General features: G+C 44.8%; 17 protein-coding genes and 1 pseudogene. 3 read left to right on the top strand and 15 right to left on the bottom strand.

Annotated features, from left to right (window positions below; translation table 11 throughout):
- Positions 1 to 137: 137 nt before the first annotated feature.
- Positions 138 to 635: a lysozyme gene (locus tag CWM58_RS27370; protein ID WP_086512198.1), complete on the bottom strand. Its 498-nt coding sequence runs from the start codon at positions 633 to 635 to the stop codon at positions 138 to 140.
- Positions 635 to 850, bottom strand: coding sequence for a class II holin family protein (locus CWM58_RS27365; RefSeq protein ID WP_021462597.1), 216 nt, complete (start codon positions 848 to 850; stop codon positions 635 to 637). The genes CWM58_RS27370 and CWM58_RS27365 overlap by 1 nt, the downstream gene beginning before the upstream one ends.
- A gap of 934 nt (positions 851 to 1,784) precedes the next feature.
- On the opposite strand from CWM58_RS27365, the gene CWM58_RS27360 reads away from it, so the two are divergent.
- Positions 1,785 to 2,306 (top strand): hypothetical protein, encoded by a 522-nt coding sequence (locus CWM58_RS27360; RefSeq protein ID WP_014228897.1) that lies wholly within the window; start codon positions 1,785 to 1,787, stop codon positions 2,304 to 2,306.
- A 1-nt stretch (position 2,307) separates the two neighbouring features.
- Positions 2,308 to 3,177, top strand: coding sequence for a Kiwa anti-phage protein KwaB-like domain-containing protein (locus CWM58_RS27355; protein WP_020317678.1), 870 nt, complete (start codon positions 2,308 to 2,310; stop codon positions 3,175 to 3,177).
- 28 nt (positions 3,178 to 3,205) lie between these two features.
- On the opposite strand, the gene CWM58_RS27350 is transcribed toward CWM58_RS27355, so the two are convergent.
- The 13 genes and pseudogenes from CWM58_RS27350 to CWM58_RS27285 all read right to left on the bottom strand — a co-directional run bounded on the left by CWM58_RS27350 (position 3,206) and on the right by CWM58_RS27285 (position 11,375).
- Complete coding sequence (locus CWM58_RS27350; protein ID WP_100682203.1) at positions 3,206 to 3,550, bottom strand: antiterminator Q family protein; 345 nt, start codon at positions 3,548 to 3,550, stop codon at positions 3,206 to 3,208.
- A gap of 12 nt (positions 3,551 to 3,562) precedes the next feature.
- Positions 3,563 to 4,594, bottom strand: coding sequence for a DUF968 domain-containing protein (locus CWM58_RS27345; RefSeq protein WP_100682202.1), 1,032 nt, complete (start codon positions 4,592 to 4,594; stop codon positions 3,563 to 3,565).
- 199 nt (positions 4,595 to 4,793) lie between these two features.
- Complete coding sequence (locus tag CWM58_RS27335) at positions 4,794 to 5,186, bottom strand: DNA-binding protein (RefSeq protein ID WP_040975733.1); 393 nt, start codon at positions 5,184 to 5,186, stop codon at positions 4,794 to 4,796.
- Positions 5,187 to 5,226: 40 nt separating this feature from the next.
- On the bottom strand, positions 5,227 to 5,466 hold the full coding sequence (locus CWM58_RS27330; protein ID WP_050597314.1) for a hypothetical protein: 240 nt from the start codon (positions 5,464 to 5,466) through the stop codon (positions 5,227 to 5,229).
- Positions 5,467 to 5,528: 62 nt separating this feature from the next.
- Complete coding sequence (locus CWM58_RS27325; RefSeq protein WP_023279529.1) at positions 5,529 to 5,762, bottom strand: DinI family protein; 234 nt, start codon at positions 5,760 to 5,762, stop codon at positions 5,529 to 5,531.
- A gap of 322 nt (positions 5,763 to 6,084) precedes the next feature.
- Positions 6,085 to 6,252 (bottom strand): annotated as a pseudogene (locus CWM58_RS27320) (transposase); the annotation flags it as partial.
- Between the two features lie 220 nt (positions 6,253 to 6,472).
- Positions 6,473 to 7,444 carry a macro domain-containing protein gene (locus CWM58_RS27315; protein ID WP_100682201.1) on the bottom strand — a complete coding sequence of 324 codons (972 nt, stop codon included), beginning with the start codon at positions 7,442 to 7,444 and terminating at the stop codon, positions 6,473 to 6,475.
- 4 nt (positions 7,445 to 7,448) lie between these two features.
- On the bottom strand, positions 7,449 to 8,030 hold the full coding sequence (locus CWM58_RS27310; protein ID WP_100682200.1) for a DarT ssDNA thymidine ADP-ribosyltransferase family protein: 582 nt from the start codon (positions 8,028 to 8,030) through the stop codon (positions 7,449 to 7,451).
- Positions 8,031 to 8,656: 626 nt separating this feature from the next.
- Positions 8,657 to 9,097, bottom strand: coding sequence for a hypothetical protein (locus CWM58_RS27305; RefSeq protein ID WP_100682199.1), 441 nt, complete (start codon positions 9,095 to 9,097; stop codon positions 8,657 to 8,659).
- Between the two features lie 13 nt (positions 9,098 to 9,110).
- On the bottom strand, positions 9,111 to 9,656 hold the full coding sequence (locus CWM58_RS27300) for a replication protein P (RefSeq protein ID WP_227520723.1): 546 nt from the start codon (positions 9,654 to 9,656) through the stop codon (positions 9,111 to 9,113).
- Entirely contained in the window at positions 9,568 to 10,551 is a 984-nt protein-coding gene (locus CWM58_RS29375; protein ID WP_100682197.1) for a DnaT-like ssDNA-binding domain-containing protein, read from the bottom strand. Before CWM58_RS29375 ends, CWM58_RS27300 begins: the two co-directional genes overlap by 89 nt.
- Positions 10,552 to 10,602: 51 nt before the next feature.
- The gene (locus tag CWM58_RS27290; protein ID WP_014907826.1) at positions 10,603 to 11,157 is read right to left on the bottom strand and encodes a toxin YdaT family protein; all 555 of its coding nucleotides are present in this window, start codon (positions 11,155 to 11,157) and stop codon (positions 10,603 to 10,605) included.
- 2 nt (positions 11,158 to 11,159) lie between these two features.
- Complete coding sequence (locus CWM58_RS27285; protein WP_012542199.1) at positions 11,160 to 11,375, bottom strand: transcriptional regulator; 216 nt, start codon at positions 11,373 to 11,375, stop codon at positions 11,160 to 11,162.
- Positions 11,376 to 11,476: 101 nt separating this feature from the next.
- Here CWM58_RS27285 and CWM58_RS27280 point away from each other — a divergent pair, with 101 nt between their 5' ends.
- Positions 11,477 to 11,866, top strand: coding sequence for a helix-turn-helix domain-containing protein (locus CWM58_RS27280; protein WP_012542200.1), 390 nt, complete (start codon positions 11,477 to 11,479; stop codon positions 11,864 to 11,866).
- Positions 11,867 to 12,057 lie beyond the last annotated feature (191 nt).

Genomic DNA, 12,057 nt, shown 5'->3' with positions numbered 1-12,057 from the left:
GTCCACATTCAGCACTGAATTATCAGACGCCATCAGAGTTTGCAGCACGGTGGCGAAATGGAAAATGTGAAGGTAAACAAACCGACCTTACTAACTGACGGTTGTATCTAATCCTGGGGGCAGGTCAGTTAAGCGATTCATCTTTGCTCCCATAAACAAACTTCACGCTCAACTTCCCTCCGGGTAATAAGTCCTTTCCACTGCTTACCTTTGGCATAGGTCCAGCGGCGCAGTTGATCACATGCACCTTTCTGGTCCCCCTTGTTGATTTTGTGAAGCAGAGTTGAGGTCTGGAAGTTCCCGGCACCGACGTTATAGGCAAATGAGTACAGAGCCCCACGCATTGTTTCTGGGATCGGTTTTTTGATGTAAGGGTTGATCTGCCTGGCGACGGTATTCAGGTCTTTATTTAGTAGCGCCCGACACTCTGCCTCGGTATAGGTTTTGCCGAGCATGATGTCTTTACCTGTGTGGCCGTAACAAACCGTCCAGACACCTACCACATCCTGATAAGGGTCGTATCGCACTCCCTCAAGCCCATCATTACCCGTCGGGCCAGTGATGAGTGCAGAGGCAATCGCCAAGGCCCCGCCGCCGACCGCCGCAAGAACGCTTTTACGTAGTGTCGGAGACATTATTCACCTCGAGCAGCTTTTCGCCGATCTTCTTTAATTTTGAAAAACAGATTCGTCAGGTATGTCAGCAAGCCGAATACCAGACTTCCCAGAACACCGATAGCGGCCCACTGGGATGGGGATACTTTGTCGAGCAATTGCAACATCCAGAACCCCGCGTTACCTGCGGAAGTTCCGTAGGCAATACCTGTTGTTAGCTTGTCCATTCGATACATACTCCACCTCCGGGTTAACGGGGTGCTTTGTGCGTGTAGGGGGTCAGGCCCATCGGGCTGATTTAACAACGAGCCGTATCGATGATGATTCCCGTGAGCCTGAAATAAGAAAGGCCACGCAAAGCGCAGCCTTCAAATGATGTTTACCTTTTCTTTCTGAAGCGCACTATTGATGGCGTAAAAAAGCCCGCCTGAAGGCGGGCAGAAAGTAGGCATTCTAGGTAGTAACGAAACGAAGGCACTCCTAATAGTCCGAGCTACCGATTTACCAGGAAGCATTCACTTTTGCCGTTACGTTCTATAAACATAGAAGGGCAACCGCAAAAGTAAACCTGCCATAAATCTTAAATATGTTTAGTGGCAGTGTGGTGCCGGGTGCCTCCCGGTGAGCATGCCCCAGTCGGCATGACCCGCGCTGCATTTACAGGTTTCTGTAACTGACTGGTCGCCCCTCCGCATAGGGGGATTCACCACATCAATAATTTATGATCCAAACATTCGAAGCGTCAATGTCAGATGTATAACTGCCTGTGTTTGATAAACGCCAAGCCTTAACAGTAGAACCCAGCAAGGTGCACAGAGGGGGGTCTCCATACTACTAACTCTTCAACTCAGTATCTCAAACCAGTTGTTGAACGTTTTCATTGTATCTACTTCCAGGTAAGTAAGGACGCGGAAAGATAAGGGATAGGTCTCAGGCTCCAGCTAACCAGCCTAATCAGTAGGTTCTAGCCTAGGCCTGAAAAGCAAAAAACCCCGCCATTTGGCGAGGTTTGATGTTTAAGCTGTGTGTCTAAGTGACCACTCTTAACAGATTACGATAGTTTTTGCGTACGCGTTACTCATTTGTGTATAGTGTTTTTTCACAAGGATGATGTATTAGACATCCACATGATTTATACTGTACAAAAAAACAGTATCATGGGAGTGTTCAATGAACAAAATTGCAAGGTTTCTTTTAACAGCAAGTTCGATAGCTCCTGTAGGTATCACGCTGATATTTATAGGATATATGAAAAACAAGCCATGGCTTATTTGGTGGTCGTTAGGGATCTGTCTTGCTAGTTTTATATCAGTTATTTTTTTCCTACACTATGCAAATAAAAACCTCCCTTCTCTTTATAAGAATGTTGAGACCATATCTCCTGCAAATAAAGAGGTTACCAATTATTTCTTGAGTTATCTATTCCCTTTATTAGGGACAGATTCAATCGCCGATAAATGGCAATATGCAGTATTTTTCTATATATCTCTTATCGTTTATATATGTTTCTCTGAGAACTATAATTTCAACCCTCTTATCTCCGCTTTAGGATTTAAATTTTATGAAGCAGAAGACGATACTGGCGTTGGATTTGTGTTGATATCCAAAGAAGTTATTACAAATTTAAAAAACAGAGATTTTGAAGTTATTCAACTTACAGACTACACATTTATGCATGTAACAAGGAAATAATATGAGCCTTTTTGCAATGATGAATAAAAACTCTGCTGTGAAAGTGTATCGTATTGATACCGACAGACAAACAGACATCAAAATCAAAAAAATATTTGATGACCAGTTATCTCTTTTTGAAAGTCATCACAATACGGAACTTGTTTTCGAAGCCGGATATACCCCTAGCTATAATGAATGTAGTTATATAGATAACTTTGATGAAGGAAAAATACTTCTTGATGCAGTTCAGCGTAGCACCGCAATGCCTTTGTGGACAAAAAATGTTGGGCTTAATGATATAACAGCTTTTTTTATGGCTCCTGCGTATCCTCAAGTGAAAGACAAAATAGCAATCCAAACCTTTTCAAAAAAACAGATACTTAACGAGTCAAGATACTTATGGCTCAGTAAAAATTCATTTACGATGTCAGATCTTTTGGGTTTCAATCTAGACGATAAATTAGTTGCAATCCTTGAAGGAGATAAAATAAAGTTCAGGAACTTCAACAACCTGAGAAGCATATTTGATATGAGTTCTTATTTTGCTGAAGCAACAAAGCAAGAGATTTCTGACTTTGTAAACCAACCAGTTTTTAATATACCAGTGGGGTTTGATCTTCCAGCCCTTGCAGATAACGTCATAAGAAAAAAAGTCACATTAATAAACAAATCTAAAATATTGGTAAATCATACTGTAACCGAAATAAAAAACGCAGCGCTAACTTTGAACTTCCCTATAAAAACGACCGGCTCAGGAAGCTCCGAGAAAATAGAAATGCCAACAAATAAAAAAGAAATAAAAGAGTTACTTAACTTCTTGGATGAAGACTATTTCAACTCTGAAATAACTAAGCAAAGGTTTCGATCAAATTCAAAACGTAAAGCATAAAAAATGGCCGCCGATGCGGCCATTTAAACTATAGTATCATAGAAATGATACCATCAATGAACCCCATGGCCTTATGCAATTCTTTCCTGATGGTACCATCAGAGCATTTACGTTTCTTAGCGATGCTACGTAAGGAGATTCCGATAATAAAATGAGCAATAATTAACTCATACTCTTCTGGCTTATATTTCCGCAATCGCGCTATACAACCGTCAATCATGATACCTTCATCATCATCGCATTGCTGGCGTGTTTTCTTTCCATGAGGTAGCAAACCTTTAAACCCAGCAGCAATGGGTTGCCAGTCAACACCACTATTGTCAGAAGCCGCCCAAGCTCCCCAACGGTCCAATATTTCGTACATATCTCTCATTTTTAAAGCTCCTCAGGAAAGAACGCCGAGCGCGTATGCCCGGTCCAGCAATTTAATAATCAATACCGGCTGGGTGCCGTATTCACGCTCAAAAGCGGCAGGGTCATGGTGCAAAGCACGGTGGTGCTTGCGGCATAATGGGATCGTAAAAACATCGTGGGCCTTGGTGCCTACGCCGCCCTGCCCCCAGCCAATAAGATGGTGTGCATCATCTGCAGGTTGCCCACAGCACATACACGGCTGTTTTTTCACCCATGAGATAAAGTCAGCTGATAACCATCGAATCCGCTTAGGTCTGGCGAATAGTGTCGCCGGCGCAACAGGATCGACGTTCACAGGTACCAGAGGTTTGCCCTGCGTTGTTATTGCCGTTGGTCTGATCGCTTTTTCGAGACGGGGAGAAAGAATGCTGGTGGCCGGTACCGACGGAACAATCTCACTCTCCCTGTAAACCGATTTAATGCCATCGTCTTTAATACGCAGGGATCGGCGCGCCATTTCTTCTGTAATTTCATCGCCAATCCCAGCGCCTACCGCCCACCAGCATAGCTCCGCCAGTGACAGTGATCGCTGATCGTCCAGCCCAAGCGCGATGCGGGCAGTGTCGATTATCCAGTCAGCGTTATTAACACCTACGAGTTGATCGAGGGTTTGTTCCGTTTGGTTTTTCAGCTCATTATCACAGTGCCAGCATGCGATGATTACACCCGTCGAATGGCGAAACGGGACGAGCTCATGGTGATGGTAATCGGAATGTGTCCACTGACATTTTTTAACCTGCCTACGCAACCATGACTCGAGGGCACTAACCCCACCAGCCGCAGTGATAACTGCCTTCTTCATGAAAAATGGTCTGAGCCCCATATCATCCCGCAACGGCTGCCGGGCATCAGGAAGACGCCCGCTGGGTATCTTTTTCATGCTTGCCGGCGGCATTTCAACAAGAACTCGGCCGGCACCGAATAACGGCATTAATTCACTACCCGGCTTAAGCAGCACAATTCCAAGATGGCGTGCAATATCCACGTTAAGCAAAGCTCGCATCAGTCCCTCCACATCTTCTGTATGTAGGTCCTGTCAATCCGTGGCGGCTTCTTCGATTCCGGCAACAGCACGCGGATCTCCCACGATGCAAAGTCTCTGGATAAGCTCTTCTCAACCACACAGTTATTTTTACGGTATCGCTCCACCAGCTCTGTAGCCTCAGCCTCTGAAAGTTGCTCGTGTAAAAACCAACTTTTCTTCATGGCTGATCACCAAACAGTCGCAAAAACTCAATCGCTCTTTCACGCGCGCCGGGTTCTTCAGCGATCATCTCCTGCAACAGCTGCACGGCGAGCATAGGCTCCTTTCGCCCGACGATGGAAATTCCTCTGGAGACACGGCAAGAGAGTTTTATAAAATTTTTTCTCTCTAACGCACGTAGATGCAACAGAACAGCATTAGACGAGCTAACGCCGAGCATATCGGCCAGCTCAGATAGCGTAGGTGGGTAGCCATGCTGATTGATGTAGGCCACCAGCAGATCGAAAACTTCCTGCTGGCGAAAAGTTAGTTTTGAAGACGAAAGCAAACCGGCGCTCGATGAAGGAGCACCAGTCTGATGGGATTTTGATACTTCGGGGGTTTGCGTCATGGTTTCTCTCCGCGACGCAGCAGGTATAGGTTGTTCAGGCCTATGACGGGATTGTAACAGAACCAGGGGGAACCTGGTAACCAACTCCAGACTTAGCCTTTTCAATCATCTGTGAAAAAAGAGAGAGAGTCCCCACGATCTCATCCGGCTGCAAAGGCATAAACGAAACAGTGTCGCCGCGCCGGTACATTAAAGCGCGCTCGCACACAGGAAAGGATGTAAGACGAGCAACGATCACCCCATCGTCGCATCTGATAATTGCATAGCCGGTGTTCGGCATTTCTTGTTTTTTACTCACAGCAAAATCCTCAAAATAAACCAGGCAAGCCACTGGACCTTAACTTAACAGAACCAGTCATCAGCGCTTTCCCAGGTGTCTTGCAGGATTTCCTCAATACGTTTTTTATCTCCGTCCATTCCACCAAGCACGGTCAAACCATCGGAGCTGGCACGACGAATCACAAGACTGCAGTTATTAAAGTTTTGATCCAATCGCCGCAGTAGCTCCTTCTCCAGAGCAGGCACAGCGCCATCCGGCAATTTTTTTTGGCGATCAATTGTGATTTCCACTTTCATAACTAGCTCCTCACGCAAGTACTGTATAAATAAACAGTATACTTGTTAGGTGAAATGTTCAAGCGTTTAATGCCACTTTTCGCTAACCCATGCTCATGTTTAGATTGATCTTTTCTCCACAAAGGACGAAATCCGCTATCACAGGGATGCAGTCATTTTTGTGGTGATCAACACCGTTGATAGCTCCAGATTCCGCTCTTGGCACAGAGCGGACAACCTGAATGGGATGAAGGTCTGCTTCGAGCGAGGAGCGGAAGTTGACTTAATAAGATTACAAGGGGGCTTCAAATGTTACTGGCGCGATTTTCTGAGATACTTATAGCTTGAGCCCCTTCGCCTCGAATACTTCCATGCCGTCAAGCTTCTTGCGCCAAGTATAGAAAGTAGCGTCCGAAATAGTGTGTTTTGGGCTGAGTTGCTGGGCAGAAACCCCGGCTTCGGTTTCTCAAAGGAAGCTGGTGATCTGTTCGTCGGAAAAAAGCTTCTTCATGGGAATATGCTTATGTTATTGAAGAAGACATTATTAACATCACGGTGTATTAATGAACGGGGAGCAGGTCAATCCCCGTTATTCAGCATGATACCACTTATACAAACAAGTCATGGTGCCGCAATTGATAGGAAAATTGTAGTAAGAGTGCCTGCGTTGACAGTGAATGCGAAAGAGGAGATGCTGCGCAATTTTAGCAGAAAAATATAAAAGAGCGCTGCTAACTCCCCTTTATTTTTAGTTCTTTAAAGATATCTTCGGTTACTAATCCATTTTTAATTAATTGTTGCACAATATTTTTATTTTCTTTGAAATCATCAAGATGCAAGCCATGATTTTTTTCATTGGCAATTCTCGTGATCACATGTACGCTATCTGTATAATCAACCTTATTTTTAAGCTCATTGAGCAAACTGATACTTGGCTTTAAAGTTGAAATTAGCTTACCAAACTCGATTTGTAACTCTTTGGATTGATGAGTGTTAATATAATCTTCAATAAAAGAGTCAAAATCGTCCTGCAACTCGACTTTAAGGTTTGCTATATCCTTCATAACATTTTCTAACTCAGAAGAATATGGCCGCCCATGTTTAAAATCGAATAAGAAAAGATTTGCTTTCTCAATACATTCGCAAATATAAAAAACTGTATAAAGGGAGAATTTTTGCTTAACTTTTAATTTCCCATAGGCATAGTGAACCAAAAGATGCTTAGCATTAATAATGTTTTTATTTTTTGACAGTTGATTATTAGTTGCAGGCGGGTAAATTACCACCTCAACATTATCTAAACTTTGAAAAGCTTTCAAAATAAGAGCTTCAACTTTATTCCAAGCGAGACCCCCGTTACCACACCCTAAAGGTGGTATTGATATTGATGTGATTTTTCTTTCGACTATGGACTTTGTTAAAGATTCAAGGCCTTGCGAGATAAAATCATATGTTGATTTTTTTCTCCAACTATCCTTAGTGGGAAAGTTTACGATTATCTTTCCCTTTTCTTCAACAAGTAAAACCTGTCCAATTTTCATTGTACCAGTGCCACAAGCTCTTTTGTAAACTTCGAAATTATTGGGAAAGCTTTCTTTGAAAGCCAAAGCAATACCCTTTCCCATGACTCCTTGGCAGTTTACAGCATTCACAAGAGCCTGAGATGTAGAAGTTAGAAGATTTCCGCTTGCATACTTAATCATAGAATTAGAACATATAAGAGTTGACTGTTACAAATATACTTAATCCTTGTTTTTTTATCAAGTCTTCAACATATTTTTTTTCGTCGTCATTTTTGACATAGATGCAACAAAAATTTTCCGGCTCTACCGTTACACTTGATAAACACTCAGCCATACACACAGATTTGCATTCTGCATTTTTATAATCCCTTGTATTCATAAGCTCCCAGTTAATTTGAGTCATCCCTTGTTCATAATCTAAGAGGCTGACAGCAGAACTGGCGGATAATGGATGTTTAGGAATAATTTTCCAACCATTTTTACTGGCAAATATTCGTCTAACCGAAATAATGCAAAATGATTTTTCTTTATGGTCTTTCAAAACTCTTCCATCAAATGGATTTTTAGTAAAAAAATGAAAGGGAACCATTGTTTGCAAATTTAAAGCTTCGCGACCTGTTATTATTTCTCCGTCGGCCACATCAACAAACTCGCCTTTTACTGACGCACGGGATCTTAATCCTGTGTCTAAAATATTAGGGAGATTATCCATACATGTTAAATGATAGAGAAGAGCCTGATCTTCGATTTTTTTCCTTTCGCTCATTTCAACTTATCCTTTTAAATTCGCAGATCCACATATAAAACAAAACCTCACTGGCAGTCAAGATATTTAAGACCATTCTCATTGAATTTTTCCTATCAGTCTAATTTTTATCTTTTTTTTGGTGTGTGATTTTGCATTATTGATATACAAGGTAAAACAACTGTTCAGCGGTCTACAAATGCTGAGTGATTCCGATAGCCGGTTTGAGGAGCCAATGGCCATGGTGTATGCGCAGAACAAAATGAAAAAGGCAGGTATGCCTGAAAGAGTATGTATTGCCTGAAAACGCAACCGGCGACAGAGATGTTCGCTCAGAATCTGATTTCATCAACAAAGCCTAAGTCCATTGGAAACGGGTATGTGGAGAGCAAGGTTTAGATATGCTTAGTTCATAAGGTCACACTTGCAGATATTTGTGGGGTGATACGAGCTCTTAGCTGCGTTCTTTGAAAAACGCAGGGACATTCTGGCCTTCCCCATGAATACTAGTTTTCATTGCATCGATGTGTATGGGCAACGTCCACTCCTGGCACTCAGCGGACATCTTAGCTTTGCCTAACCCCGGAATAATTAAACTTAGCTTTGACATCCCGTACCAGCTGCTGTTGATTTTGTTTAAGGCATAATCAGCACCTCGCCGCATTGCGCAGGCAGCGGTTACGCATTTTGGCAAGCAACCAGAGTTCGTTTGCTGTTGTAGCCATCCCAAGCGTCGATGTGTAAACAGTCGCAGCCCGGCGCCACAGCTTTTTGTCTTCCAGGGTCTTCGCCAGGGACAGTGCGTCCTGGACTTTTTTCACATCTTCTTCAGATAATTGTGTTGCAGCCTGCGGCAGGGCAACATCGGGAACCTCAAAGCCTGCAACCACTCGATAGACATACTGGTAGCCGTTATGGGTACGATGGAGTTTTCCCGCGGCATGGAGCTGCCGCAGCAAGTTACCTGCTGTACTGGCTTGCAAGTCGAGCGCATCGCAGACATCCTGCAGGACGCATTCTGGCGTCCGGCTAACGATGGCAAGCACCATCTGTGCTTTGGTTACTTTGGTTTTTGATTGTTTGGTCATGGTCAAAACTCGTTTACTTGGTTAAACCTGCCGCCTTGCGGCGTTTGTACTCTTCCATCAGAAGCTGTGCTGGTGTAGGCCCAGCCGGATGTCGCGGCGCTTCAAGCTGTCGGCGAATCGGCGGGATCGAGAATCCATTAGCCAGGTGCTTCGCCCACTTCGTAAGTAATTTTTCTGCCAGTTTTTTTAGTTCCCCCTCTGTGAGGTTTCGCTCAACTCCCGTTCTGCGCATCTCAACGCAAATGTGATACAGCACGTCCTGTTTCCAGGGATATCTGTCGCTGCCCGAAAAGCGATAAGACTCATTGCGCCAGCGCTTGTATTCAGCCATCACAGCTTCGGACGTCAGGTTGAATGGGTTGGCTCCACTCGCCGAAACCAGCGCAACGAATTCAGCCAGATCCGGTGGCCATGTGTTACCCGCGGCGCAGCGTTCCATGCACTGGCGGCAGACCAGGGTAATCTGGGCATCACTCATCGATCCAATCTGGGCAATCCACATATCCGAGGGAGCCGCCCCGTTCTTCTGGGTCCACCGGTTCGAGAATATCTCCCCCATGACCGTCCATAGCCGCCATGCAGTATCCGCCGCCAGCAAGTCCGCGTTGCTTCTCCCAGAGCTCTCTGGCTTCCTGAATTTGCTGGACTGCCCGGGATGCGGTGTTAACTGATTGAATTCTTGCATTGCCGTTACCTCCGGTTGCTGGTTGTGGTTTGGATTTGGCTCTGGCATTTATCACGCTGCGGGCAAATTTCTGCTCCCACTGAACCTGAGTGAACACTTTCCCCTCGGATTTCCAGTACGCGGTGAACTCTGCCAGCTCTGTCGGCAGGTATGCCGGTTCGGGAAGCGCTATTCCCCAGGTAGCAGCCAGTCGCGGCCAGTCCTGTGACGGTAGCCAAAGGTCGTGCATGGCGAATTTCCCGATCGGAATATCCACTCCAGGCAGATACTGAGGTTCCTGAAAAACATTTCCCTTGTGCGCATAGAGAGTGGGGTTTGATCCTTTTCCCTTCCCTTCCCTTCCTTTTCCGTCAGTGAGTCCTCCATGAGGATTCACTGAGTCCTCATGGAGCCCTCCTTGATTAGGAGCTCTCTTTTCTTCCTTTCCTGCCTTAGACTCAGTGAATTCTGGCGGAAGAGGTATTTTTGAGGCCGAAGGCCTGTTTATTTTTTGATGCTTAAGGAAACCTTTAATCTGCAAATAGCAGACATCATTCACTGAATACTCAGTGAGTAATCCATGAGTAATCAGTTCCTGTATTAGTGGTTCGCAATCGAGCGCGTCCGCAGGGAAGATTTGCATCTTCAACCGTTTTGGCGAACGCTCAAGGCATCCCATATCGTTGGCGAAGTTGAACAACCCGATAAACAGGAGACGCGCTGGAATTGAACATTCCACCACCTTCTCATCTGTCCAGAATTCAGGTTTAACTGTTCTGATGCGGGCCATCTGAAACCTCTTATTAACCAGCTGGTGCTGGTGGTCATTGTCAAAACTCGATTAGAAAAACTGCGGCGCTACGGCGCTGATGCTCGCCAGTAGTGGTCCCGCCGCATCTGCAGGGAGCATGTTAAAAAGTGCAATTGCAGCTTCCCGTATTTCACGCTCTAGTTTCTGCAGAGGTGCGCCAAGTAACTTGGCCTGGTGCGCTTCGCTGCATTCTTTGATCGCATTGGCCACCAGCTCAGTTTCAGTTAAGCCATGTTTTAGGCCATGTTTGCGCGCGATCTCTATCGGCATTGCATCAGCGATCGCCGCCGAAAGCTGGATGACATAACTGGTGTACTTCTCTGAACCGCCCTCGTTTTTCAGGTAGCGATACAGATTTTGTTTATTGACGCTGATACCGCGCCCGTTTTGTTTCTCCCACTGTTCGGCCACCAGCTGCGCGACGTGGTCTTGCGCACGCCCAGGTAATGAGGACTCCCATTCCTGAACGGCGGCCAAAATGGCTCGGCATTTCTTGCCGTCACGCCGACGGGGCAAATACTGATTTTCCGTTTTCAGTTGCATACTCATCACCGGAGTATGATTTTCAAAAGAGGTGGTTTGCATGGTCACTCCTTAGGTATTCCATCCGTCGGATTCGGATATAGATCAGGACGTAATTCATGAGGCGTAACGCCCGTTGCATTAAAAACCTGTAAAACTCGCGATGAAGGCACAATACCTTTTGTTTTCCACTGACTTACTGCCATGCCGCTTACTCCAAGCGTTGATGCTAATTTATTGGCTGAGCCAGCTACTCGAATTGCGTTATCAAGGGCTGTCATATCTATCTCCTCGTTAAGTTAGGCATAATAAAGCATAGGTTTATATTCAATGCAAATTTTTAATTTATTGTGGCTATAAACTAAACCTTTACAATGGGCTTATGAAAAACACTGAAGAACTCAACAACCAACTGATTGCTCGTTTGGAAGAAATTACTCAAAGAGGGATCAGCAAGGCGGATATGGCTCGCATTGCTGGAGTTACACCTCAAGCGGTGAATGGGTGGTTTAAGAAAGGAGTAATCAGTAAAAAGTCCGCGATTGCCCTCGCGGAAGCTGCCAATGTGTCTGTAACTTGGTTGCTTGGAGAGAAAGTATCTGAAGATTCAGGCCTCAAGCCAAATGAGAGCAAAATGTTACGTCTGTTTAGGCAGTTACCTGAGGCTGAACAAGAGAGAATGATTGATACGTTTGAAGTCCGCCTAAAAGAAATCGATGATTATGTTGAGAAATATCTCCGTGGTCGATTTAAGGCTAGCGACACTAACTAACATCTCTGATCTCACCCCATGAAACCGGCAAATGCCGGTTTTTTTTTGCCTGCCGCGCAGCCTCAATCACTCCAACAGCTCCCCTGTCTCGATTAAAGCAAAAGTTTGCATCTGTATAAATCCAATGTTGACATCAAGCATAAACCAATGCTTTAATCATTCCATCGCAGCAAGTCATCGAGGCAGGAAGC

This window comes from Klebsiella sp. H-Nf2, from assembly GCF_002806645.1.
In the GTDB taxonomy this organism is placed as follows: Bacteria; Pseudomonadota; Gammaproteobacteria; order Enterobacterales; family Enterobacteriaceae; genus Klebsiella; species Klebsiella variicola.
This window is presented reverse-complemented; position numbering and strand designations above follow the sequence as displayed.

Excerpts from the sequence above, each read along its gene's own strand:
- CWM58_RS27370 (WP_086512198.1), bottom strand. The coding sequence starts at position 635 with ATGTCTCCGACACTACGTAAAAGCGTTCTTGCGGCGGTCGGCGGCGGG.
- CWM58_RS27365 (WP_021462597.1), bottom strand. The coding sequence starts at position 850 with ATGTATCGAATGGACAAGCTAACAACAGGTATTGCCTACGGAACTTCC.
- CWM58_RS27360 (WP_014228897.1), top strand. The coding sequence starts at position 1,785 with ATGAACAAAATTGCAAGGTTTCTTTTAACAGCAAGTTCGATAGCTCCT.
- CWM58_RS27355 (WP_020317678.1), top strand. The coding sequence starts at position 2,308 with ATGAGCCTTTTTGCAATGATGAATAAAAACTCTGCTGTGAAAGTGTAT.
- CWM58_RS27350 (WP_100682203.1), bottom strand. The coding sequence starts at position 3,550 with ATGAGAGATATGTACGAAATATTGGACCGTTGGGGAGCTTGGGCGGCT.
- CWM58_RS27345 (WP_100682202.1), bottom strand. The coding sequence starts at position 4,594 with ATGCGAGCTTTGCTTAACGTGGATATTGCACGCCATCTTGGAATTGTG.
- CWM58_RS27335 (WP_040975733.1), bottom strand. The coding sequence starts at position 5,186 with ATGACGCAAACCCCCGAAGTATCAAAATCCCATCAGACTGGTGCTCCT.
- CWM58_RS27330 (WP_050597314.1), bottom strand. The coding sequence starts at position 5,466 with ATGCCGAACACCGGCTATGCAATTATCAGATGCGACGATGGGGTGATC.
- CWM58_RS27325 (WP_023279529.1), bottom strand. The coding sequence starts at position 5,762 with ATGAAAGTGGAAATCACAATTGATCGCCAAAAAAAATTGCCGGATGGC.
- CWM58_RS27315 (WP_100682201.1), bottom strand. The coding sequence starts at position 7,444 with ATGATTAAGTATGCAAGCGGAAATCTTCTAACTTCTACATCTCAGGCT.
- CWM58_RS27310 (WP_100682200.1), bottom strand. The coding sequence starts at position 8,030 with ATGAGCGAAAGGAAAAAAATCGAAGATCAGGCTCTTCTCTATCATTTA.
- CWM58_RS27305 (WP_100682199.1), bottom strand. The coding sequence starts at position 9,097 with ATGACCAAACAATCAAAAACCAAAGTAACCAAAGCACAGATGGTGCTT.
- CWM58_RS27300 (WP_227520723.1), bottom strand. The coding sequence starts at position 9,656 with ATGGGGGAGATATTCTCGAACCGGTGGACCCAGAAGAACGGGGCGGCT.
- CWM58_RS29375 (WP_100682197.1), bottom strand. The coding sequence starts at position 10,551 with ATGGCCCGCATCAGAACAGTTAAACCTGAATTCTGGACAGATGAGAAG.
- CWM58_RS27290 (WP_014907826.1), bottom strand. The coding sequence starts at position 11,157 with ATGCAAACCACCTCTTTTGAAAATCATACTCCGGTGATGAGTATGCAA.
- CWM58_RS27285 (WP_012542199.1), bottom strand. The coding sequence starts at position 11,375 with ATGACAGCCCTTGATAACGCAATTCGAGTAGCTGGCTCAGCCAATAAA.
- CWM58_RS27280 (WP_012542200.1), top strand. The coding sequence starts at position 11,477 with ATGAAAAACACTGAAGAACTCAACAACCAACTGATTGCTCGTTTGGAA.